The sequence below is a fragment of the Kosakonia sp. genome (assembly GCF_032052965.1).
Classification (GTDB): domain Bacteria; phylum Pseudomonadota; class Gammaproteobacteria; order Enterobacterales; family Enterobacteriaceae; genus Kosakonia.
The window spans coordinates 57,882-80,203 of the sequence record NZ_DAMBVN010000001.1 but is presented as its reverse complement, the minus strand read 5'-3'; the positions used below and the strand labels follow the sequence as shown (position 1 = coordinate 80,203).

At 53.8% G+C, this 22,322-nt stretch carries 19 protein-coding genes; 5 read left to right on the top strand and 14 right to left on the bottom strand.

The window, feature by feature from the left end:
* The 3 genes from lolE to lolC are packed head-to-tail and all read right to left on the bottom strand — an operon-like array spanning position 1 to position 3,138.
* Positions 1-1,245 (bottom strand): lipoprotein-releasing ABC transporter permease subunit LolE, encoded by a 1,245-nt coding sequence (lolE, locus tag RTX30_RS00405; protein WP_312685717.1) that lies wholly within the window; start codon positions 1,243-1,245, stop codon positions 1-3.
* On the bottom strand, positions 1,245-1,946 hold the full coding sequence (gene lolD, locus RTX30_RS00400) for a lipoprotein-releasing ABC transporter ATP-binding protein LolD (RefSeq protein ID WP_312685716.1): 702 nt from the start codon (positions 1,944-1,946) through the stop codon (positions 1,245-1,247). Before lolD ends, lolE begins: the two co-directional genes overlap by 1 nt.
* Positions 1,939-3,138, bottom strand: coding sequence for a lipoprotein-releasing ABC transporter permease subunit LolC (gene lolC / locus RTX30_RS00395; protein ID WP_312685715.1), 1,200 nt, complete (start codon positions 3,136-3,138; stop codon positions 1,939-1,941). Before lolC ends, lolD begins: the two co-directional genes overlap by 8 nt.
* A gap of 290 nt (positions 3,139-3,428) precedes the next feature.
* On the opposite strand from lolC, the gene RTX30_RS00390 reads away from it, so the two are divergent.
* The 3 genes from RTX30_RS00390 (at position 3,429) to RTX30_RS00380 (ending at position 9,186) form a co-directional block, all read left to right on the top strand.
* Complete coding sequence (locus RTX30_RS00390; protein WP_312685714.1) at positions 3,429-4,502, top strand: acyltransferase family protein; 1,074 nt, start codon at positions 3,429-3,431, stop codon at positions 4,500-4,502.
* A 112-nt stretch (positions 4,503-4,614) separates the two neighbouring features.
* Complete coding sequence (gene mfd / locus RTX30_RS00385) at positions 4,615-8,061, top strand: transcription-repair coupling factor (protein WP_312685712.1); 3,447 nt, start codon at positions 4,615-4,617, stop codon at positions 8,059-8,061.
* A gap of 159 nt (positions 8,062-8,220) precedes the next feature.
* The gene (locus RTX30_RS00380) at positions 8,221-9,186 is read left to right on the top strand and encodes a L,D-transpeptidase family protein (RefSeq protein WP_409429786.1); all 966 of its coding nucleotides are present in this window, start codon (positions 8,221-8,223) and stop codon (positions 9,184-9,186) included.
* Positions 9,187-9,269: 83 nt separating this feature from the next.
* Here RTX30_RS00380 and bhsA read toward each other — a convergent pair whose 3' ends face one another.
* Positions 9,270-9,527 carry a multiple stress resistance protein BhsA gene (gene bhsA / locus RTX30_RS00375; protein ID WP_312685708.1) on the bottom strand — a complete coding sequence of 86 codons (258 nt, stop codon included), beginning with the start codon at positions 9,525-9,527 and terminating at the stop codon, positions 9,270-9,272.
* Between the two features lie 244 nt (positions 9,528-9,771).
* Here bhsA and RTX30_RS00370 point away from each other — a divergent pair, with 244 nt between their 5' ends.
* On the top strand, positions 9,772-10,407 hold the full coding sequence (locus RTX30_RS00370) for a TetR/AcrR family transcriptional regulator (RefSeq protein WP_312685706.1): 636 nt from the start codon (positions 9,772-9,774) through the stop codon (positions 10,405-10,407).
* A gap of 529 nt (positions 10,408-10,936) precedes the next feature.
* On the opposite strand, the gene RTX30_RS00365 is transcribed toward RTX30_RS00370, so the two are convergent.
* The 8 genes from RTX30_RS00365 to hinT all read right to left on the bottom strand — a co-directional run bounded on the left by RTX30_RS00365 (position 10,937) and on the right by hinT (position 17,074).
* Complete coding sequence (locus tag RTX30_RS00365) at positions 10,937-11,476, bottom strand: glycine zipper 2TM domain-containing protein (protein ID WP_312685704.1); 540 nt, start codon at positions 11,474-11,476, stop codon at positions 10,937-10,939.
* Between the two features lie 200 nt (positions 11,477-11,676).
* Entirely contained in the window at positions 11,677-12,981 is a 1,305-nt protein-coding gene (locus tag RTX30_RS00360; protein ID WP_312685702.1) for an NAD(P)/FAD-dependent oxidoreductase, read from the bottom strand.
* Positions 12,982-13,256: 275 nt separating this feature from the next.
* Positions 13,257-13,799 (bottom strand): alpha/beta hydrolase YcfP, encoded by a 543-nt coding sequence (gene ycfP / locus RTX30_RS00355; protein ID WP_312685701.1) that lies wholly within the window; start codon positions 13,797-13,799, stop codon positions 13,257-13,259.
* Positions 13,800-13,835: 36 nt separating this feature from the next.
* Positions 13,836-14,861, bottom strand: a complete 1,026-nt coding sequence (nagZ, locus tag RTX30_RS00350) for a beta-N-acetylhexosaminidase (RefSeq protein WP_312686786.1) — start codon at positions 14,859-14,861, stop codon at positions 13,836-13,838.
* A gap of 2 nt (positions 14,862-14,863) precedes the next feature.
* Positions 14,864-15,688 carry a thiamine kinase gene (thiK, locus tag RTX30_RS00345; RefSeq protein ID WP_312685700.1) on the bottom strand — a complete coding sequence of 275 codons (825 nt, stop codon included), beginning with the start codon at positions 15,686-15,688 and terminating at the stop codon, positions 14,864-14,866.
* Positions 15,669-16,328: a penicillin-binding protein activator LpoB gene (lpoB, locus tag RTX30_RS00340; protein ID WP_312685698.1), complete on the bottom strand. Its 660-nt coding sequence runs from the start codon at positions 16,326-16,328 to the stop codon at positions 15,669-15,671. Before lpoB ends, thiK begins: the two co-directional genes overlap by 20 nt.
* Before the next feature lie 10 nt (positions 16,329-16,338).
* A complete protein-coding gene (locus RTX30_RS00335) occupies positions 16,339-16,713 on the bottom strand; it encodes a YcfL family protein (RefSeq protein WP_312685697.1) in 375 nt (124 codons plus the stop codon).
* A 1-nt stretch (position 16,714) separates the two neighbouring features.
* Complete coding sequence (hinT, locus tag RTX30_RS00330; protein WP_312685695.1) at positions 16,715-17,074, bottom strand: purine nucleoside phosphoramidase; 360 nt, start codon at positions 17,072-17,074, stop codon at positions 16,715-16,717.
* A 340-nt stretch (positions 17,075-17,414) separates the two neighbouring features.
* Between hinT and fhuE the strand changes: the two genes are divergently transcribed.
* Positions 17,415-19,607: a ferric-rhodotorulic acid/ferric-coprogen receptor FhuE gene (gene fhuE / locus RTX30_RS00325; protein WP_312685693.1), complete on the top strand. Its 2,193-nt coding sequence runs from the start codon at positions 17,415-17,417 to the stop codon at positions 19,605-19,607.
* A 180-nt stretch (positions 19,608-19,787) separates the two neighbouring features.
* Here fhuE and ptsG read toward each other — a convergent pair whose 3' ends face one another.
* A complete protein-coding gene (gene ptsG / locus RTX30_RS00320; RefSeq protein WP_312685691.1) occupies positions 19,788-21,221 on the bottom strand; it encodes a PTS glucose transporter subunit IIBC in 1,434 nt (477 codons plus the stop codon).
* Positions 21,222-21,519: 298 nt separating this feature from the next.
* The gene (locus tag RTX30_RS00315) at positions 21,520-22,314 is read right to left on the bottom strand and encodes a metal-dependent hydrolase (protein ID WP_312685689.1); all 795 of its coding nucleotides are present in this window, start codon (positions 22,312-22,314) and stop codon (positions 21,520-21,522) included.
* Between the last annotated feature and the right edge of the window lie 8 nt (positions 22,315-22,322).

Here is a 22,322-nt window from a genome sequence, read left to right as displayed (position 1 = left end):
TTATTGCCCGCTCAGGACTCGTGCAGGATCAATATTGCTCGCCCGTCGGGCCGGGTACCAGCTCGCCAGCAGGCTGAGCAACAGTGCGGTTGCCAGCACGTATACCACATCCAGCGGATGCAATTCCGATGGCAGAAAGTCGATGAAGTAGATATCGCCCGACAAAAACGGATGGCCAATCATCTTCTCAATCACACTGATAATAGCGGTCAGCTGTAATGAAGCCGCCACGCCAATCACCACACCGCACACGCTGCCCAACAGGCCCGCCAGCAAGCCGTACCAGACAAAAACCGCACGGATAAGACCGTCTTTCGCCCCGAGCGTACGCAGTACGGCAATATCGCCGCTTTTGTCTTTTACTGCCATCACCAGCGTCGAAACAATGTTAAAACAGGCTACGCCAATGACCAGGACCATCGCCAGATACATAATGGCGCGGATCATCTGAATGTCGCGGTACATGTATCCGTATTTGCCGATCCAGCTTTTGATATAAACATAGCTGTTGGTCACTTCACCCGCGTCGCGCACCAGTTTATTGGCATTGAACACATCGTTCACTTTAATGTCGATGCCCGTCACGCTACCGCCCATGTCCAGATACTGCTGGGCATCCGGCATGGGGATCATGGCAAAACCGTGGTCAAGCTGCCCGCTCAGTTGCAAAATACCTGTCACATGCAGCCGCACGCGTTTTGGCTGCAGCAGTTTGTGCGCATCGTCAGAGTTAGGGATCATAATTGAAACCCAGTCGCCCTGTTTCACTTTCAACGCATCGGCAACCCCTTTACCGAGAATGATTTGCTGCTCGCCGGCTTTAAAATTCTGCCAGGCATTCCCCTGCACATACTTCGGTAACGCGCTCAGATCCGTTTCCTGAACCGGATCCACACCTTTGACCTGAATGGCCCGCAGATTGGCACCACTCTCCACCAGGCCGGTAAAATTGATGTATGGCGCAGCGGCGGCGATGCCAGGCACTTTTTTCACTTTTGCCAGCGCGTCGTTCCAGTTATTCCACGGCTGGTTGACCGGCTCGATCTCACCATGCGGCACCACCGCCAGAATGCGATTATTCAGCTCCCGCTCGAAGCCGTTCATCGCACTCAGTCCCACAATCAACACGGCAACGCCCAGCGCAATGCCTACGGTGGAAATCACTGAAATCAGCGACACCATACCGCCCCGCCGACGACCGCGACTAAAGCGCAGGGCAATCAGTAACGAAAGAGGCGATGCCATTACTCGGCCCCCATCAGGGAGAGTTCTGCGTTCAGGCGGCCGTCGCGCATCTCAAGCTGGCGGTTCATTCGCTTCGCCAGTTGCAGATCATGGGTTACGACGAGGAACGCCGTGCCCTGCGAACGATTTAATTCACCCAACAGCTGAAAAATGCTGTCTGCGTTGCGGGCATCAAGGTTGCCGGTGGGCTCGTCCGCCAGTACCAGGCGCGGGTTATTCACCAGCGCACGGGCAATCGCCACACGCTGGCGTTCACCGCCGGAAAGCTCCGAAGGACGATGGCGTGCGCGGTGCTCAAGACCCACAGCTGCCAGCATTTCGCGGGCGCGGGTTTCGATCTCTGCCGGTTTCTTTTTACCAATCAACAGTGGCATCGCCACGTTTTCCAGCGCGGTAAAATCTGGCAGCAGGTGATGAAACTGGTAGATAAAGCCCAGCTCGCGGTTACGCAGCTCTGCCTTGGCCGCAGACGAGAGTTTACTCATCGGCTGATCGCGAAAAATCACGTCGCCAGAGGTCGGAGTATCCAGCCCGCCCAACAGATGCAACAACGTACTTTTACCGGAACCGGAACTGCCGACAATGGCCATCAGTTCCCCTTCCGCCACGCTGAAGCTGACATCGTGCAGCACATCAGTTTGCACGGAGCCTTCCTGATAGCGTTTGCACAGGTTGTCGCATTGCAACAGGATCTTATTCATAACGTAAAGCCTCAGCGGGTTGAGTGGCGGCGGCGCGCCAGGAAGGATAAAGCGTAGAAAGCAGCGCAATGGCCATCGCCACCAGCGCAATCGTGATGACCTGCAACGGTTCAATGGCCACCGGCAGCGCCGCACCGTCAAGCAATGCACCGATGATCGGCATCAGGTTATTCAACTGGCTGGCCAGCAACGCCCCGAGCACGGCACCGAGCAACGCACCGATAATACCGGCGCTGGCACCCTGCACCATAAACACCGCCATGATCTGGCGCGGCGTCAGCCCCTGGGTTTGCAGGATGGCCACTTCGCCCTGTTTCTCCATCACCATCAGGCCAAGGGAGGTAATGATGTTAAATGCCGCCACGGCCACAATCAGGCTCAACAGCAGCCCCATCATGTTTTTTTCCATGCGTACCGCCTGGAATAACTCCCCTTTGCGATCGCGCCAGTCCTGCCATTTGGTGCCTGTGGGCAGCGCCTGTTGGCTGAGCACATCGACTTTCAGCGGCTCATTAAGCCACAACCGCCAGCCGGTGATATTGCCCGCCGGGTAACGCATCAGGCGCGAGGCATCGTCAATATTGACCAGCATCTGGTATTCATCGACTTCGCTATTGGCAGCGAAAGTCCCAATGACGGTAAACAGGCGCTGGCTTGGCAAACGCCCCATCGGCGTAAACTGGCTTGCGGAAGGCACCATGACACGGATTTGATCGCCCCGGTTAACGCCCAACTGCCCGGCCAGTTGCTCACCCAGGATAATGTTGTATTGCCCCGCCTGCAGTTCGCTCTGCTTGACGTTAACCAGGTAGCGGGTCAGCGGATCGTTCTGCGTCGGGTCAATCCCCATCATTACCCCCACCGCCACACTGCGCGCACTTTGCAGCACGACATCGCCAGTGGTCAGCGGCGCAATACGCGTCACCCCCTGCAGTTTCAGCTGATTCGCGGGTAACTGCTGCGGGTTCAACGAGCCGTTTTGGGTGGTCAGGGTTGCCTGCGGCATTAGCCCCAGGATGTTGTTTTGCAGCTCGCGCTCAAAGCCATTCATCACCGATAACACCGTGACCAGCGCCATAACGCCGAGGGTGATGCCAATGGTCGAGAGCCAGGAGACAAAGCGACCGAAGCGGTCCGCTGCACGCCCACGCATATAGCGCAGACCGATGAAAAGAGTGACAGGCTGGTACATGAAATCCGTCTGATTGCTGATAGCAGATTGAGAAGTATATAAGCGAAAGCGCAGAGCGTAAATGAGTGAAACCGTAAGAATTCGTCATCAAGTTTCAAAAAAATACCGAAAAATCAATTTGCTAATTACGCGTCGCCCTGGGTAAACACGCTATTGTTCACCCATTTCATCATTCCCGTCCGTCGACATAATCCGAAAATGAACAAATACAGACACTTCCTCATTACAGCCCCGACCCTGCTCACCAGGATCAGTAGTCGAAATTTTGGCAATAACAGGCAACGACGCTAATGAAAAAGAAAGCATTATGGATTAATCAGATCAAAGGGTTATGTATTTGCCTGGTGGTAATATATCACTCAGTAATTACTTTTTACCCGCATTTGGATCTTTTCCAACACCAATGGTCACAAACGCTGGCAAAGTGTTGGGTCTATTTTAATCTTTACCTCGCCCCATTCCGTATGCCGGTCTTCTTCTTTATCTCTGGCTATTTGATCCGCCGCTACATTGACGATGTGCCGTGGAAAGAGACACTCGATAAACGCATCTGGAGCATTGTTTACGTACTGGCACTCTGGGGCGTGCTGCAATGGGTCGGCTTAAGCCACATTAACGACTGGCTGGCACCGGATCGCGATCTCAGCAATGCCTCCAATGCCGCTTACGCCGACAACTGGCACGAGTTTTTAGCGGGTATGCTCACGGCCAGCACCAGTTTGTGGTACCTCTATGCACTGGTGGTCTATTTCACACTGTGTAAATTGTTGAGCAGATGGAAAGTACCGGTGCTGGGACTGATGGTCCTCGCCAGCCTCGCCATTAATTTCCTGCCGCTGCCGTGGTGGGGAATGAACAGCGTTGTGCGTAATATGATTTTTTACAGTCTGGGGGCCTGGTACGGCAACGCCTTAATGGAGTGGGTTAAAACGGTACCCCTTCGCCGCTACGCCCTGTTGTTCGCCGTTGCCGTGGCGGTCGCATTCGGTTTATGGATGTTCAATATGCCCCTGCCGCTGTGCCTGCTGTCAATTGTCGGGATTATGCGGCTCTTCTGGGCGCTGGAGCAGCGCTTTCCGCCCAGTGAAAATAGCCTGCTGAATGTGGTGGGCTCCAATACGCTGGCGATTTACACCACCCACCGTATTTTGATTGAAGGGTTAAGCCTTGCGTTGCTTAAACCCCTGAATGCCGGTGCCTGGCCGCCAAAAGTCGAGCTGGCGCTGCTGATGGTCTATCCCTTTGCGGCACTGTTGATTTGCACCCTGGTCGGGCTGCTGGTGCGTAAACTCTCCAGCGCGCTGTTTGCCGATCTCTTTTTCACCCCGCCTGCGAAGCTGCGCCCGGCTGCTGCGACGCGCTAATCCTGCGCCTTCGGCTTGGCTAAAACGGCGCAATCGCAGATAATAAAGGGATTGCGTATCAGTGGTATGCCCCCATATGGGGGTATATCCTTCAGAGACCCCGATACTGTCTATGCCTGAACAATACCGTTATTCCCTGCCGACGAAAGCCGGTGACCAGCGCCAGTTGGGTGAACTCACTGGTGCTGCCTGTGCAACTGAAGTGGCTGAGATCATTGAGCGTCATCCCGGCCCGGTGGTGTTGATCGCCCCCGATATGCAGAACGCTCTGCGTTTGCAGGATGAGATCGCGCAGTTTACCGATAACCTGGTCATCAATCTTGCCGACTGGGAAACGCTGCCTTATGACAGCTTCTCACCGCACCAGGAGATTATCTCATCGCGGCTATCGACGTTATATCAATTGCCCTCAATGCAGCGCGGCGTTTTAATTATTCCCGTTAATACGTTGATGCAGCGTGTTTGCCCACATAACTTTCTGAACGGCCACGCGCTGGTGATGAAAAAAGGGCAGCGCCTGTCCCGCGATCAGTTGCGCGAACAGTTAAACAGTGCGGGCTATCGCCATGTTGATCAGGTTATGGAGCACGGCGAATATGCTACCCGCGGTGCATTGCTTGATCTGTATCCCATGGGCAGTGTGCAGCCTTTCCGGCTCGACTTTTTCGATGATGAAATCGACAGCCTGCGTCTTTTTGATGCCGATACCCAGCGCACGCTGGAAGAAGTCGAAGCGATCAATTTGTTACCTGCTCATGAGTTTCCGACGGACAAAACGGCCATTGAACTGTTTCGCAGCCAATGGCGCGATAAATTTGATGTCAAACGCGATGCCGAACACATCTATCAGCAGGTAAGTAAAGGTACGCTGCCTGCGGGCATTGAGTACTGGCAACCGCTGTTTTTCAACGAACCGTTGCCGCCCCTGTTCAGCTACTTCCCGGCCAATACGTTGCTGGTCAACACGGGCGATCTTGAGGCCAGCGCCGAGCGTTTTCAGCAAGAGACGCAAGCACGTTTCGAGAACCGCGGCGTGGATCCCATGCGGCCCTTATTGCCACCGGAAGCGCTGTGGCTGCGTGTCGATGCCCTCTTCAGCGAGCTGAAGAAATGGCCTCGCATTCAACTCAAAAGCGAGCATGTGCCCGAGAAGGCCGGGCACAGCAATCTGGGTTACCAGTCGCTGCCGGATCTGGCCGTGCAGGCGCAGCAAAAATCACCGCTGGATAACCTGCGAAAATTCCTTGAAGCCTTCAACGGCCCGGTGGTGTTTTCCGTTGAGAGTGAAGGCCGTCGTGAAGCGTTGATTGAGCTGCTGGCACGCATTAAAGTCGCGCCGAAACGTATCCGTCGTCTTGACGAGGCCACCTCTGCGGGCAGCTGGTTGATAACAGGCGCGGCGGAGCACGGTTTTATCGATACCCTGCGTAACCGCGCGCTGATTTGTGAAAGCGACTTGCTGGGCGAACGTGTTGCCCGCCGCCGCCAGGATAGCCGTCGGACAATCAATCCGGACACCTTGATCCGTAACCTCGCCGAATTGCATGATGGCCAGCCCGTTGTGCATCTTGAGCATGGGGTTGGGCGTTATGCCGGGATGACCACGCTTGAAACCGGCGGGATCAAAAATGAGTACCTGATGCTGACCTATGCTAACGATGCCAAATTGTATGTTCCGGTGTCGTCACTGCATCTGATCAGCCGCTATGCAGGCGGTGCGGAAGACAATGCCCCGCTGCATAAACTGGGCAGCGATGCCTGGACGCGTGCGCGGCAGAAAGCCGCAGAGAAAGTACGCGACGTGGCAGCTGAATTACTGGATATCTATGCCCAGCGCGCAGCAAAAGCAGGCTTCGCCTTTAAACACGACCGTGAGCAGTATCAGCTGTTTTGCGATGGCTTCCCTTTTGAAACCACGCCGGACCAGGCGCAGGCCATTAACGCCGTGCTCAGCGATATGTGTCAGCCACTGGCGATGGACCGACTGGTATGCGGCGATGTTGGCTTTGGTAAGACCGAAGTGGCAATGCGCGCCGCTTTCCTTGCGGTCGAAAACAATAAGCAGGTCGCCGTGCTGGTGCCCACGACGTTGCTCGCACAGCAGCACTTTGACAATTTCCGCGATCGATTTGCCAACTGGCCGGTTCGTATTGAGCTGCTTTCGCGCTTCCGCAGCGCAAAGGAGCAGGCACAGGTGCTGGAACAGACGGCAGAAGGCAAAGTCGATATCCTGATTGGCACCCATAAGCTGCTGCAAAACGACGTAAAGGTGAAAGATCTCGGTCTGCTGATCGTTGACGAAGAACACCGTTTTGGCGTGCGCCATAAAGAGCGGATTAAAGCCATGCGCGCCGATGTCGACATTCTGACCCTGACAGCGACGCCTATCCCGCGCACGCTGAATATGGCGATGAGCGGCATGCGCGATCTGTCGATTATCGCCACTCCCCCCGCTCGCCGTCTGGCAGTGAAAACCTTTGTACGGGAATACGATAATCTGGTGGTACGTGAAGCCATCCTGCGTGAAGTGTTGCGCGGCGGCCAGGTCTATTATCTGTATAACGATGTGGAAAATATTCAGAAAGCGGCAGACAGGCTGGCGGAACTGGTGCCAGAGGCGCGTATTGCTATCGGTCACGGCCAGATGCGCGAACGCGAACTGGAACGGGTGATGAATGATTTCCATCATCAACGGTTTAATGTGCTGGTCTGCACGACCATTATCGAAACCGGGATTGATATTCCTACCGCGAACACAATCATCATTGAGCGCGCCGACCATTTCGGCCTTGCCCAGCTCCATCAGTTGCGTGGTCGCGTCGGGCGTTCGCACCATCAGGCCTATGCGTGGCTGCTCACGCCACATCCCAAAGCCATGACCACCGATGCGCAGAAGCGTCTGGAAGCCATTGCCTCGCTGGAAGATTTGGGCGCAGGCTTCGCGCTGGCAACCCATGATCTGGAGATCCGTGGCGCTGGCGAACTGCTTGGCGAAGATCAAAGCGGGCAAATGGAAACCATTGGTTTCTCACTCTATATGGAACTGCTGGAGAACGCGGTCGAGGCGTTAAAGGCGGGTCGCGAGCCCTCGCTGGAAGATCTCACCAGCCAGCAAACGGAGGTGGAATTGCGCATGCCATCGCTATTGCCGGATGACTTTATTCCGGATGTAAACACGCGCCTGTCATTCTATAAGCGCATTGCCAGTGCGAAGGATGAAAATGCGCTGGAAGAGATTAAAGTTGAGCTGATTGACCGCTTCGGATTGCTGCCGGATGCCGCCCGCACATTGCTGGATATCGCCCTGCTCCGCCAGCAGGCACAGAAACTCGGTATTCGTAAGCTAGAAGGCAATGAAAAAGGTGGCGTGATTGAATTCAACGAGAAAAATAACGTCAACCCGGGCTGGCTGATCGGCTTGTTGCAAAAACAACCGCAGCATTTCCGCCTTGATGGCCCGACCAGGCTTAAATTCACACAAGATCTGGCGGAACGAAAAACCCGCATGGACTGGGTGCGTAATTTTATGCGCCAGCTTGCCGACAACGCCATCGCCTGATGTCGTCCCAGAGGCCAGCTCATCAGACCTGGCCTTTTCATTTGCGCTAAACATTTACAACATTTTGCATTCGGCCAGGACTTCCCGACATGCTGGCACACCATAATCCCATCACACAGTCCTATAAAAATAACCTTATGATTAACATGGATTATGATCATGATTAAAACGCTCCGCTTCTCCCTCTGGCTTGCGCTTGTAACCGTTGCAATGACGGCGGTGCTTTCATTCCCTACCCGCGCCAATAACTGGCCATTGCCCCCGACGGGAAGCCGCGTGGTCGGTGAAAATCGCTTTCACGTGGTACAAAATGACGGCGGCTCGCTGGAAGCGATCGCCAAAAAATACAATGTCGGTTTTCTGGCATTGCTTCAGGCTAACCCCGGCGTTGACCCCTATGTTCCCCGGGCAGGCAGCGTGTTAACCATTCCCTTGCAAACCCTGCTGCCGGATGCGCCGCGTAAAGGGATTGTCATTAATCTCGCCGAGTTACGTCTTTACTATTATCCCCTCGGAAAAAGTGAAGTGATTGTCTACCCGATCGGCATTGGCCAACTGGGCGGCGATACTCTCACGCCGACAATGGTAACAACGGTTTCGGATAAACGCGCCAATCCTACCTGGACACCGACAGCAAACATTCGCGCGCGTTATAAAGCCCAGAGTATTGATTTACCTGCCGTGGTTCCGGCCGGGCCGGATAACCCGATGGGGCACCACGCGATCCGCCTGGCGGCTTTTGGCGGGGTTTATTTGTTACACGGCACCAATGCCGATTTTGGGATAGGCATGCGTGTCAGTTCCGGCTGTATTCGCCTGCGCGACGGGGATATTTCCGCGCTCTATGCCGCGGTCTCACCCGGTACGCCGGTGAACATTATTAATACGCCGATCAAAGCGTCGGTCGAACCGGACGGCACCCGCCTGGTGGAAGTGCATCAGCCCTTATCCAAAGCGATTGATGACGATCCGAAAACGCTGCCGATCATACTCAACGCCGCCATGCAGGCGTTTAAAGACGATGCGCGCAGTGATGCAGAGGTGATGACACATGCTATGGAGGTCCGCTCCGGCATGCCGGTGGACGTGACCCGTTATCACGACGAAAACGCGCAGATGCTCTGACAATATCGCGCGCACAAAAAAGGCCTGCATCAATGCAGGCCTTTTTTATGGCAGTGGCATAAGGGTCAATGAGGGGGTTGACCTTATTTATAAAGAACCGCAGTACCATGCAGTTTATCAGTACCTGTCACAGACGTAATGCGATAGGATTTTGCGCCCATCTGTTCCGCTTTCTGCGCCAGTTTGTTCTCTACAGAACTCAGGTTAGTACTGGCGGAAACACCCACCGTTGCGAGTTCTTGCTGGCCTGCAGGAGCAGACTGAACTTCAACCGCAGCGAAGCTTGCGAAAGAGAGAGAACTGAGCACAGCAGCAGCAAAAAAAGTTTTTACGTTAGTCATGATGTTATTACCTGTAATGCAGATGAAGGGTATCGTTATCGAATATGTTAACGATCGATAGGTAAATGATAAGTGTGATCTGCATCACGCGTCAACTTATTTTTATAACGCTCGTTATTTAAAAATGTAATTTCTTAAAATTCATAAACATACGATTTAATTATTTGTGCTATTTGTCGCTGGTCACGCTGACGGAATGTTTTTATAATGTACGTTCAACAAACCAACAAAGGTAAGCGGCCCTATGACGACTGAAATGACCAGTTGCACCAAAAAAAGCCGTGGCCGACCGAAAGTGTTCGACAGGGAAGCGGCGCTCGACAAAGCCATGGCGCTGTTCTGGCAGCATGGCTACGAAGCCACATCATTATCCGATCTCGTTGAGGCGACCGGGGCGAAAGCACCGACGCTGTATGCCGAGTTCACCAACAAAGAGGGGCTCTTTCGTGCGGTACTGGATCGCTATATCGCGCGATTTGCCAACCAGCACGAAGCGCCTTTGCACCAGGACGACACACCCGTAGAGCAGGCATTGCTGGCGTACTTCACCGCTGTCGCCAGGTGTTTTACCAGTACCGATACCCCTGCTGGCTGTTTTATGATTAATACTTCGGCGACCCTCGCGGCCTCTTCACATGCCATCGCGGAAACCATTAAATCCCGCCACGCGCAGCAGGAAGAGACGCTGCTACAGTTTATTACCCGTCGCCAGCAGCGGGGAGAGATCCCGGCAAGTGCCGATCCACAAGTGCTGTCGCAGTTCCTTGGTTGTGTTCTGCAGGGCATGTCGGTGAGCGCGCGTGAAGGCGCAAGTTGCGAGAAACTGCTGCAAATCACCCGCACGACACTGCGGCTATGGCCTACCCTTCTTCAGGTTTGACCCCCGTTAACCCGACGGCACGGTGCCGTTCGGGTTCTCTTTTTGTTCGCCGCGGCCTATCTTAATAATAGGTAAAATCTATCAACTATTTTTGCCGCCTTTCCTATGCTTAATTGTGATTATTGCCTTGCTAATGATTAGCTCGAGTGATACGTGAATAATAAGCGTCATGAAGATGCGATAAGCTATGACTTTCCTTTACTCTCGCTCTACAAGCCGTACTGAATTTGTACCGTGAATAAAAGGCATTTCACTGACTTAACACATGCAGAAGGAATATGGAGATGATTTTGCTATTACCATTCATTAAAGTGTTAATAGTAATAACATTGTTATTGGGTCTGTGGATTTTGTGTGGGGGTTCGGTACTTTTTGCTTTTATTTCTGTTCTCATCACCGGTGTACTGGTGGTTCGCCAACACGACTTCATATGACCCATTAAAGCCTTGCAGCAATGTAAGGCTTTTTTAATGAAAAAAGGCTCCCCAGCCTGAGCAATTGGGGAGCCAACATGCAGAGTACATCTGTTTTATGCTTTGTTATTCAAAATAAGCTGACCATTGCTATCCAGCGGAATTTGCGTTCCTGGATCTCTGTCCATACGGATTTTTCCCTGTTGGTCGCCAATTTTGTACGTCACGTCATAACCGATCATTTTTTCTGATTTGTCATACACGGTTTTACAACGTTGCTGGGTCGTGGTGTAAGTATCCCGTTCTTGCAACCCGCCCTGAATCTGATTACCCGCATAGCCGCCACCTAACGCGCCAACAACGGTGGCCACGTCCCGACCGCGTCCGCCGCCGAACTGATGCCCCAGTACGCCGCCGGCCACCGCGCCGAGAACAGAACCGGTGATACGGTTTTCGTCCTGCACGGGGCGACGGTGCGTCATGGTCACATTACGGCACTCTTCACGGGGGGTTTTAATACTCTCTTTGATTGGCGTGGCAGAGACTACCTGCGCATATTGAGGTCCACGGTCGAACACATTCAGGCTGGCAACCGCGGCAACGCCCAGTGCAGCGGCCACGCCAATACCGATACCCGCTAACATTGATTTATTCACAGGATTTCCTCCCTCGTTTGTATTAGTAACAATTTTGCAACTCGGGCAAGCATTAAGCCAATCGGAAAGAGTGGAAAAAATGGGATATATACGGGGTAAACGGGGATATTCAGAGTTCTCCGAACGCTATAACGCTCATCGACAGGAGGAAATAGCGCTCCCGCGACACAACGTCACGAGAGCGCAAAGGCAGACAATGATTAGTGCAGTTTCAAACGTGGACGGATCACGCGGTTAATACTGCCTACCAGCATCATCAGACCGGTTTTGAAATAGCCGTGCAGGGCAATCTGGTGCATGCGGTACAGCGAAATATAGACGAAACGCGCGATACGGCCTTCAATCATCATTGAGCCGCGCATCAGGTTACCCATCAGGCTGCCAACCGTAGAGAAGTTCGACAACGACACCAGCGAACCGTGATCTTTATAGACATAGGCTTTCAGTGGCTTGTCTTTTCTCTGTGCCAGAATGTTATGCAGCGCGAGGCTGGCCATCTGGTGAGCGGCCTGTGCGCGCGGCGGCACGAAGCCCCCTTCCGGACGAGCGCAGGAAGCACAATCGCCAATGGCATAAATATCGGCGTCGCGTGTGGTTTGCAGCGTCGGTTCGACCACCAGTTGATTTATGCGGTTCGTTTCCAGGCCGCCGATCTCTTTCATAAAGTCCGGCGCTTTGATCCCTGCAGCCCAGACCATCAGGTCGGCCTGGATGTATTCACCTTCTTTGGTATGCAGACCGCCTTCATCCGCGCTGGTGACCATGGTCTGGGTCAATACGCGGACGCCCATTTTGGTCAGTTCGTTGTGTGCCGCGCCGGAAATACGCGGCGGCAACGCAGGCAGAATACGCTCACCAGCTTCTACCAGCGTCACGTTCAGTGCATCGTTGGTAAGACCTTTGTAGCCATAGCTGTGCAGCTGTTTCACTGCGTTATGCAGTTCCGCAGACAACTCGACCCCCGTCGCCCCGCCGCCGACAATCGCGATATTCACTTTGCCGTTTGCGCCAAGGTTGGCGGAATACTTCAGGAACAGGTTTAACATTTCCTGGTGGAAGCGACGCGCCTGGTGCGGGTTATCAAGGAAAATGCAGTGCTCTTTAACACCTGGCGTGTTGAAGTCGTTGGAGGTGCTTCCCAACGCCATTACCAGCGTGTCGTAAGCCAGCTTGCGCTCAGGCACCAGCAGTTCACCTTTCTCATCACGCAGTTCAGCCAGCGTAATGGTTTTGCTCTCGCGATTGATGTCTACTACAGAACCGAGCTGGAACTGGAAATGGTGGTTACGCGCATGGGCCAGATAGCTCAGAGCATCGACGCCTTCATCCAGCGATCCTGTCGCCACTTCGTGCAGCAGCGGTTTCCATAAATGACTATGGTTGCGATCCACCAGCGTGATTTTGGCTTTTTTACCACGGCCGAGCTTTTTGCCCAGCTGCGTTGCCAGTTCCAGACCGCCAGCACCACCACCAACAATCACAATCTTTTTCAATGGTGTAGTCAAAGTGACCCCCTAAAATATTAACCAATTGTTAACTAAAAGTTATATAAATAGCCTTTAGTTAACAAAGGGTTACAGGCTTGCAAACCAACATTGCTACTGAGAATATCACGTCAGGTTCATTGGTCATACCAAAATTGATGTACATCAAGTTTTGATGCCTAAAAGATGAACAAGTGTAGACGTCTCACCAAAAAATGAGCGAGGGAATGCGTAAAATCAGCGGTAACAGAAGAAAAGAGAGGGTTTGCCGGCAGAGCGACCCTGCCGGGAGAGACTTAACCGAGGGTTTTAAATGCTTTGATACGCTGAAGATGCGGCGAGATATTTTTAAACTTATGCGACTGCTCTTCGTCCCAGACTATTTCGTAATAGTGATGCAACTCCTCCGACGCCCGCTGATTGTCGAGCGCTTCATCGTTGCGCGATAAAATTACAAGGCAACGATCGCGGTTTTTTTCGCGGAAGTTAGACACGCATTTGGTGGCGATATCAAGATACTCTTCCGGACGATCGATTTTCCCTTCCATGTTCTCGTAGGGGAACAGGTTAGGGTTAAAGATCACCTGGCGGATATCGCACAAAAAGCCGATACGTTCCGCCCAGTAGCCGCCAAGACCGACACCGCAAATAAGCGGACGCTCGTCGACATTAAGTTGCAGCATCTTGTCGACTTCTTTCAGCAGATGCTGCATGTCATGTTTCGGGTGCCGGGTACTGTAACTGATCAGTCGCACATCCGGGTCGATAAACTGCAACTGCAACACTTTTTCATGGTTGCCGGGGCTGTTTGAGTCAAAACCGTGTAAATAGATAATCATGGTATCCTCACCACTTCGACATCGCGTCCGCAGGCATTAATGAGCCGCTTTCTGTTCCTGCCAGCGCTCCTGTAACTGCTCGAGCTGCTGACTGACAGATTTCCAGCGCGCAGAACTCATCAACTCCTGACGAGAATATGAACCTTTATGATACAATTGCGTAACACGTTCTGCATTGATCGGCGACAGGTTATCTAACACACTGACGGCACCTTTACGATTATTGCAGACCAGGATCATATCGCAACCGGCGTCCAGCGATGCCTGACCGCGCTCCGCATAGCTGCCCATAATGGCCGCACCTTCCATCGACAAATCGTCAGAAAAAATCACACCGTCAAAACCCAGTTCCCCACGGAGCACGGTTTTGAGCCAGTAGGGGGAACCGCTGGCAGGACGTGGATCGGCATCAGCATAGATCACGTGGGCGGGCATGATGGCGTCCAGCTTGTTCTGTTCAATCAACTGACGGAACACAGACATGTCTTTCGCCCGGATCTCCGCTTGCGGGCGCGGGTCGCACGGTGTCTCTTTATGCGAGTCCGCCGTCACTGCTCCGTGGCCGGGGAAGTGTTTGCCCGTCGTTTTCATGCCTGCACTGTGCATACCGTCGATAAAGTGTGTCGCCATCGCCAGCGCCTTCTCCGGATCGGCATGGTATGAGCGCTCTCCGATGGCCGCGCTGATATGCCCCACATCGAGCACTGGAGCGAAACTGATATCAATATCCATGGCGATCATCTCGCTGGCCATCAACCAGCCCGCATCCTGCGCCAGTCGCCCACCCTCTTCCAGCCCATGCAGCGCCGCGAAGGCCTGAGCCGCAGGCAGACGGGTAAACCCGTCACGAAAACGCTGCACGCGACCGCCTTCCTGATCGACAGCCACCACCAGACGATGATGCGACGCACTGCGGATCTGACGCACCAGTTCCCGCAGTTGCGCCGGATCGTGATAATTACGGGTAAAGAGGATCAAGCCGCCCACCAGCGGATGCGCCAAAATTTCGCGCTCTTCCGCATCCAGTTCGTACCCTTCCACATCCAACATGACCGGACCCACACTCACCTCTCTCTTCCTTCAGTTTGTAGCTGGCGCCAGATTTCGTTCGCCAGTGCAATAAATTGTTGTTCGCCTGTCTGCTGCCAGCGGCACTCATACCAGCCCGCCATCAACATTAAAACCCAGGGCCGCCAGCGCAAGACCTGCCGCCACAGTAAATTCGGGGGGATCGCGGCCCGTTGCGCGTAATCCTGCACAAGGTGATGGCGTTGCGTTTCGCTTGTCATCCATACAGACGCCAGTTCAAGCGCCACATCGCCATCACCGGCATATTCCCAATCGATAAGCCTCAAGCCTTGAGGCGCGTGCACCAGATTACCGGCATGCACATCCATATGTAACGGCCCCAGCCGCAAGGGTCGCGGTTCTCCCTGTCGACGCAGCCGTTTTAACTGACGCAACCACATAAGCGTGCGGCGAGTGGCTGATGACTGTTGCCAGTAGCCCTCCAGCAACGGCAGCAACGAGATCGGCCAGCCAAAGCAGGGCTGGCTGTGCAACGTATATAGCAACGCTGCCAGCTCGTCACCAGGCGGCAGCTCGCTTCGTGTTTCTCCGGGCAGGTAGTCAATCACCATCCACTCACGGGTATAAAGCCAGCCGCGTGGCGCAATGGCGTGTGGCAGATGTTTAAAGACACGATACTGACGGGAAAATGGCGAAGACGTTGCCTGATGCCGATGGCGCAGCACAAGGTAATGCTGCCCGTCGCTAATAAGACAGCTCCCGCCGCTCAGCCCGGTATTCTGGCTGGCGACGGGAGCGTACTGCGGGAAATAGCGTGACAGAAAGGCGTCACGCGTAAGCTTACTGTTGCTGAACCGCACCTTTACCCGACCAGATGATTTCGCCGGTCTGCACCAGCATCAATTGCATTTGCAGACCTGGGGCATTGGCGTTGCCGGTTGCATTGGAATAGAGCACATACTGCGCCCCGACATTTCGCGCGATACCAATAGCTTTGCTGCGCGTTCCCAGGCTGTCCTGCGGTGACAAGCCCAGTTGCTGCTTCGCCACGCCAAGCTGCTGCGCGGTAATCAGCGTAAATTTGCCGTTGTTCGCCAGCGCATTGCGCACGACTTCGGTCGCTTCACCAGTATTAATGGAACCGTTGGTGCGGTTGTTTACGCTGTCCACCAGCAGCACACTGCCGGCAGTGGCGCCGCTGGCCTGCAGCATTTTGCCGACCATCGGTTGCACCGCGCCATTCCAGTCATAGTGACGTTCACGTGGTACAGGCTGGCCATTTTGCTCCTGATGTTCAATCGGTCCTGGCTGCTGCGTAGGAATCGACGGCACAGACGGTACCGTTGGCACCGGTTGCTGCGGCTGTTGTGGCGTGGGTTGCTGTGTTCCCGCGCCCGCCTGATCGACCGGCGCCGGTTGCTGTTCGCCGCGAATAATACACCCCGAGAGCAACATGGCGAAGCTCGTCAAAAGGGCATAGCGTCCAATAGTTTTAATCAAGTGTCACCCCTTACAGGTAGAGATAAAGTCTGACGTTATGTGCACCCAGATAGTTCGCGCTGCCGTACAACGTCACGGCGGAATTTGCCGGGATAGTCACGCTGCGTGGCGCTTCCAGGGGATGCATTTCCAGACCTCTGGCGTCATACCAGTAAAAACGATAATGCACAGTTACAGGCTGTTTTCTTTCGTTAAACAGCCGGGAGGACGCGGAGGGCTGGAGTTCCTGCGTGTTTAATGTCGGCGGTTCTGCAGTGAGGCCAGCCGCCAGGATACTGGACTCCATTACCAGGGATTGATCGCTGGCCACCGGGATCGCGGGATGCGAAGTGCACCCTGTCAGCGTCAATGCCGCCAGTAATAACGCAACACGCCCTCTTGTCATGTCAGAGACCTTTCTGCGCCAGCATCGGCCCAAGCGCGCGCCCGCCCAGCAGGTGCATATGGATATGATATACCTCCTGCCCGCCATGGCGATTACAGTTCATGATCAAACGGTAACCATCTTCATCAATGCCTTCTGCACGCGCGATCTTCGCCGCCACGGTCAGCATACGGCCAAGCGCTTGTTCATGCGCCTCGGTCACATCATTTACCGTCGGGATCAGGATATTAGGTACGATCAGCACATGCGTTGGAGCCTGCGGAGAGATGTCCCGAAACGCGGTGACAAGTTCATCCTGATACACAATGTCGGAGGGGATTTCACGACGAATAATCTTACTGAAAATGGTTTCTTCGGCCATGACGTTTTCCTTTTATGAGCGCGGGGAATGTGCCCGCGGCCGTCGTCAATTATAGCTCTCAAGTATGATCGAGATACTCTTATCGTTTCAACCATAACGCACTTTTTCTTTCTGGTTTCAGGTACCTCTGGCGCAGGAATAGCCAACAACCTCTTTTCAGTATGCTGAAACGGCATTTCATCACTACTGCTTACATCTGTTTACATCAATGAAGTGAATGCGTATATTTCGCATTTGCATTTCCATGCGCGATTACTATCCAACAAATTAAAACCAACGTCCCCCGCGACAACGTATCGCCGCCGGACACTCCCTTAAACACACCATGAAGGGTTTATTCATGTCTTTCACTCAACACGCCAGGGACGACGCGCGTCCGCTCGCTGCCACACCGTCCCTACTTGCCGTGTGCATTGCCATGGCGCTTGCGCCGGCTGGCGCATTAGCTGACACCACCACATCTGAAGAGACTGTCGTGGTAGAAGGTACTGCGACAAATAGCGGCGACATTACCGCCAGCCAGGATCAGGATTACAGTGTCAAAACCACCACCACTGGCACAAAACTGCTACTGGTGCCACGCGACATTCCACAGTCCGTTAGCGTCGTCAGCCAGCAGCGTATGCAGGATCAGAATCTGCAATCCATTGGCCAGGTGCTGACCAATACCACCGGCGTAACGGCGCAGGTACAGGATAGCGACCGGACGGTGTTCTACTCCCGCGGCTTCTTCGTAAGCAACTACGCCTACGATGATCTGCCGACCTCGATCAGTGAAGTGTGGAACTTTGGCGACACCGCTGCCGATACGGCAATTTATGATCGTATTGAAGTGGTACGTGGTGCCACGGGGTTGATGTCTGGTACCGGGAACCCGTCGGCCTATGTCAACATGGTGCGTAAACATGCTGACAGTAACACCTTTAAAGGTTCTGCCTCAGCAAGCTATGGCAGTTGGGACAAACAGCGCTATGTCCTGGACTTACAAGCCCCGTTGGTTGAATCGGGTAAAGTGCGGGGTCGCCTGATTACCGGCTATCAGGACAATGACAGTTGGGTAGATAACTACCACTATCGCAAAAAATTCCTTTACGGTGTCGTTGATACCGACGTCACCGACAACACCACACTTTCAGTGGGCTATGAATACCAGGAAAGCAACACCGACAGCCCAACATGGGGCGGATTGCCAACCTGGTACAGCGACGGCGCAAAAGCAAAATACGATCGCAGCACCACGGTTGCGCCCGACTGGGCCTACTCCAACAAAGACAACACCAGGCTCTTCGCCAATTTGACCCAGCGCTTTGGCGATGGCTGGGAAGCACACATCAATGGTATGCATGCGAAAACCAATTTCGACAGCAAATTGATGTATATGTACGGCTATGCCGACAGAGATACCGGCGATGGTCTGGTCGGCTATGGCGGCTGGAACCGTGGCGAGCGTAAACAAGATGCCGTTGACGCCTTCCTGCGCGGCGGGTTTGATCTCTTTGGCCGTCAGCATGAAGTGATGTTTGGCGGCAGCTACAGCCGCCAGCGTAACCATTACGACAACTCCCTGCCGCTCCCCGACAGCACGGTTAACGTGGGCAGTTTCACCAATGGCTGGAACAGCAATATCGCCGATCCAACCTGGAGCGCCTGGGCACTCTACAGCAAAGATGATATCCGTCAGTCTTCTGCTTATGCGTCCGCCCGCTTCTCGCTGGCCGATCCGCTACACCTGATCGTCGGCGCACGTTATACCGATTACGATATTCGCTATAACCCGGCCGGTTCGCCGGATACGCGTCTGCACAGCACCAAAGATGATGTGACGCCATATGCCGGGCTGGTTTATGACATCAATGAAGACTGGTCGACTTACGTCAGCTACACCGAGATCTTCCAGCCGCAGGACAAGCGTAATGCCAGCGGTCGTTATCTCGACCCAACCACCGGCAAGAGTTATGAAGCCGGCGTCAAAGCAGACTGGTTCAATACCCGTCTGACCACTTCCATCGCGGTGTTCCGCATTGAGCAGGACGGCGTCGCGAATAACACCTATACCTATATGCCAAGCGGTGAATCGATCTACGAATCGCTGGATGGCGTAGTCAGCAAAGGGATTGAGTTTGAGCTGAACGGTGCGCTGACAGATAACTGGCAATTAACTTTCGGTGCCACCCGTTTTGTGGCAGAAGATAAAGACGGCAAGACGGTCAGTTCCGATCAGCCGCGTACCACCATGAAATTGTTCACCCGTTACCAGTTGCCGATGCTGCCAGACTTGACCATTGGCGGCGGCGTAAACTGGCAGAACAAGACATGGAATGACGCGACTGGCCCTTCCGGCTCTACCGACCGTGCGGTACAAGGCAGCTATGCGCTGGTAAACCTGTTCAGCCGCTACCAGGTCACGAAAAACTTCTCTGTTCAGGCAAACCTCAACAACCTGTTCGACCGGGAATATTACGATTACGTTGGCAGCTACACGGTGTATGGCGCGCCGCGTAACTTCTCGGTGAGTGCGAATTACGATTTCTGATCATCGCTACTCCTGCCCGGGGAGCCTTTAGGCTCCCCTTTTTTATTACCGCATAAGAGGGTGTTGTGTCTGTAGAGGGGCAGCTAAGCCTCAACCCAACTGATTCTTATGCAGCCGGTATTATTTAACAGCAATAAAAAAGGGAGCCATCAGGCTCCCTCAGTCTCCCCAGACTATGGCTTAGTTATTACGGATGTATTCATCCATTTCGGTTTTCAGGTTATCGGATTTGGTACCGAAAATCGCCTGTACACCGGAACCGGCCACAACCACACCCGCAGCGCCCAGTTTCTTCAGGCCAGCCTGATCCACTTTCGCTACGTCAGCTACGCTGACACGCAGACGCGTAATGCACGCATCCAGGTTGGTGATGTTCTCTTTACCGCCAAATGCTGTCACCAGGGCCGGAGCCATTTCGCTGGTCGCGCCCACTTTATTCTCTTCAGTGGTTTCTTCACGACCTGGCGTTTTCAGATCCAGTGCTTTGATCAGCACGCGGAAGATTGTGTAGTACACCACCGCGTAGCAAAGGCCGATAACCGGGAACAGCCACAGTTTGCTGCTGTTGCCGCTCAGCACGATGAAGTCGATCAGACCGTGCGAGAATGACGTACCGTCACGCATACCCAGCAGGATACAGATCGGGAATGCCAGGCCTGCCAGAATCGCGTGGATGACGTACAGGATCGGCGCAACGAACATGAAGGAGAACTCGATCGGCTCGGTAATACCGGTCAGGAACGAGGTCAGCGCGGCGGAGATCATGATACCGCCCACTTTGGCGCGGTTTTCCGGTTTAGCGGAATGCCAGATTGCGATAGCCGCAGCCGGCAGACCGTACATTTTGAACAGGAAGCCACCAGACAGTTTGCCCGCAGTCGGGTCACCGGCCATGTAACGCGGAATATCGCCGTGGAACACCTGACCTGCCGCGTTGGTGAATTCACCAATCTGCATCTGGAAAGGTACGTTCCAGATATGGTGCAGACCAAACGGTACCAGGCAGCGCTCAATGAAGCCGTAGATACCGAACGCCACAACCGGGTTCTGGTAAGCAGCCCACTGAGAGAAGGTCTGGATAGCAGTACCGATCGGCGGCCAAATGAAGGACAGGATCACACCGGTGAAAATCGCGGCCAGACCTGAAATGATAGGAACAAAACGCTTACCGGCAAAGAAGCCCAGGTACTCAGGCAGCTTAATGCGGTAGAAACGGTTGAACATGTACGCTGCGATCGCACCGGAGATGATCCCGCCCAGAACACCGGTATCAGCCAGGTGTTTTGCGGCGATTTCGTCAGCAGGTAAATGCAGGACCAGCGGTGCAACAACAGCCATGGTTTTCACCATGATGCCGTAGGCAACAACTGCAGCCAGAGCCGAAACACCGTCGTTATTGGTGAAGCCCAGCGCAACACCGATAGCGAAGATCAGTGGCATGTTGGCAAAAACGGAACCGCCCGCTTCGGCCATAACATGGGAAACCACTTCTGGCAGCCAGCTGAAGTTTGCAGAACCGACGCCCAGCAGGATACCTGCGATAGGCAGTACGGATACTGGCAGCATCAGCGATTTACCGACCTTCTGCAGGTTAGCAAATGCATTCTTAAACATAATTGAGAGTGCTCCTGAGTATTAGTGCTTTTTTACGCTTTTCGCGCATTGGCGCGGGGGGAGAGCCGCGCCGTGGGAAGGGCATCTAAGCGCCCTTTATTTATTACACAGAGTAAAATAAATCGATTTCGGTTTGTTTGATGGCTATCACGTTTCAGCTAGCACACGCTGCAAAACTCACATTAATTTACAAAAGGCGGGTACCTTCGAATGAAAAGCGAGCGTCACCGCCTTTTTTACGGCGGTGAACTTTACTCTGATCGGTTATTAATTACGAGTACTAAAATAAGCTGCGAGATCAGGCGGATTGCAGGCGGGAGAGGTCAACGTGAAACAAACTGGCAAAGTTTTGCGTGGTCTGTTGCGCCAGTTGTTCAAGGGAAACCCCCTTTAAGACAGCCATATATTCCGCCACATCACGGGTCATCGCAGGCTGGTTCTCTTTACCACGGTGCGGTACCGGCGCAAGGTACGGTGAGTCCGTTTCGACCAGCAAGCGATCGAGGGGCACATAGCGCGCGGCATCACGCAGTTGTTCAGCATTGCGGAAGGTAACAATGCCGGAGAATGAGATAAAAAAGCCCATATCCAACAACTTGCCAGCGGTTTCGCGATCCTCTGTAAAACAGTGTAGAACACCGCCGCAATCTGTCACCTTCTCTTCTTCCAGGATCGCCAGCGTATCAGCGCGGGCATCGCGCGTATGAACAATTACGGGCTTATTCAGCTCGCGGCCAATACGGATATGGTTACGAAAAGATGCCTGCTGGCGGGCTTTCGTCTCCGGCGTATAAAAATAGTCGAGGCCTGTTTCGCCCATGGCGACCACCCCCTCTTCCGCCGCCAGTTGACGCAGCATCTCAACATCATAACTTTCGTCCTGATTGAGAGGATGCACACCGCAGGAGAAGACGACATTATCACGCTCCCCCACCAGCTCGCGCATACTGAGGTAGCCCGGCAAGGTTGTCGCAACGGCAAGGCAAAATTTCACATCACGCGCGGCGGCTTTCGCCAGCACATCGTCTACGTCTTTATGCAAAGCCTGGTAATCAAGGCCATCAAGATGGCAGTGCGAGTCGACTAAAAACATAATGTCTC

What these genes read in the sequence shown, in the direction of transcription:
- lolE (WP_312685717.1), bottom strand. Translation starts at nt 1,245, where the DNA reads ATGGCATCGCCTCTTTCGTTACTGATTGCCCTGCGCTTTAGTCGCGGT.
- lolD (WP_312685716.1), bottom strand. Translation starts at nt 1,946, where the DNA reads ATGAATAAGATCCTGTTGCAATGCGACAACCTGTGCAAACGCTATCAG.
- lolC (WP_312685715.1), bottom strand. Translation starts at nt 3,138, where the DNA reads ATGTACCAGCCTGTCACTCTTTTCATCGGTCTGCGCTATATGCGTGGG.
- RTX30_RS00390 (WP_312685714.1), top strand. Translation starts at nt 3,429, where the DNA reads ATGAAAAAGAAAGCATTATGGATTAATCAGATCAAAGGGTTATGTATT.
- mfd (WP_312685712.1), top strand. Translation starts at nt 4,615, where the DNA reads ATGCCTGAACAATACCGTTATTCCCTGCCGACGAAAGCCGGTGACCAG.
- RTX30_RS00380 (WP_409429786.1), top strand. Translation starts at nt 8,221, where the DNA reads ATGATTAAAACGCTCCGCTTCTCCCTCTGGCTTGCGCTTGTAACCGTT.
- bhsA (WP_312685708.1), bottom strand. Translation starts at nt 9,527, where the DNA reads ATGACTAACGTAAAAACTTTTTTTGCTGCTGCTGTGCTCAGTTCTCTC.
- RTX30_RS00370 (WP_312685706.1), top strand. Translation starts at nt 9,772, where the DNA reads ATGACGACTGAAATGACCAGTTGCACCAAAAAAAGCCGTGGCCGACCG.
- ycfP (WP_312685701.1), bottom strand. Translation starts at nt 13,799, where the DNA reads ATGATTATCTATTTACACGGTTTTGACTCAAACAGCCCCGGCAACCAT.
- RTX30_RS00335 (WP_312685697.1), bottom strand. Translation starts at nt 16,713, where the DNA reads ATGACAAGAGGGCGTGTTGCGTTATTACTGGCGGCATTGACGCTGACA.
- hinT (WP_312685695.1), bottom strand. Translation starts at nt 17,074, where the DNA reads ATGGCCGAAGAAACCATTTTCAGTAAGATTATTCGTCGTGAAATCCCC.
- fhuE (WP_312685693.1), top strand. Translation starts at nt 17,415, where the DNA reads ATGTCTTTCACTCAACACGCCAGGGACGACGCGCGTCCGCTCGCTGCC.
- ptsG (WP_312685691.1), bottom strand. Translation starts at nt 21,221, where the DNA reads ATGTTTAAGAATGCATTTGCTAACCTGCAGAAGGTCGGTAAATCGCTG.
- RTX30_RS00315 (WP_312685689.1), bottom strand. Translation starts at nt 22,314, where the DNA reads ATGTTTTTAGTCGACTCGCACTGCCATCTTGATGGCCTTGATTACCAG.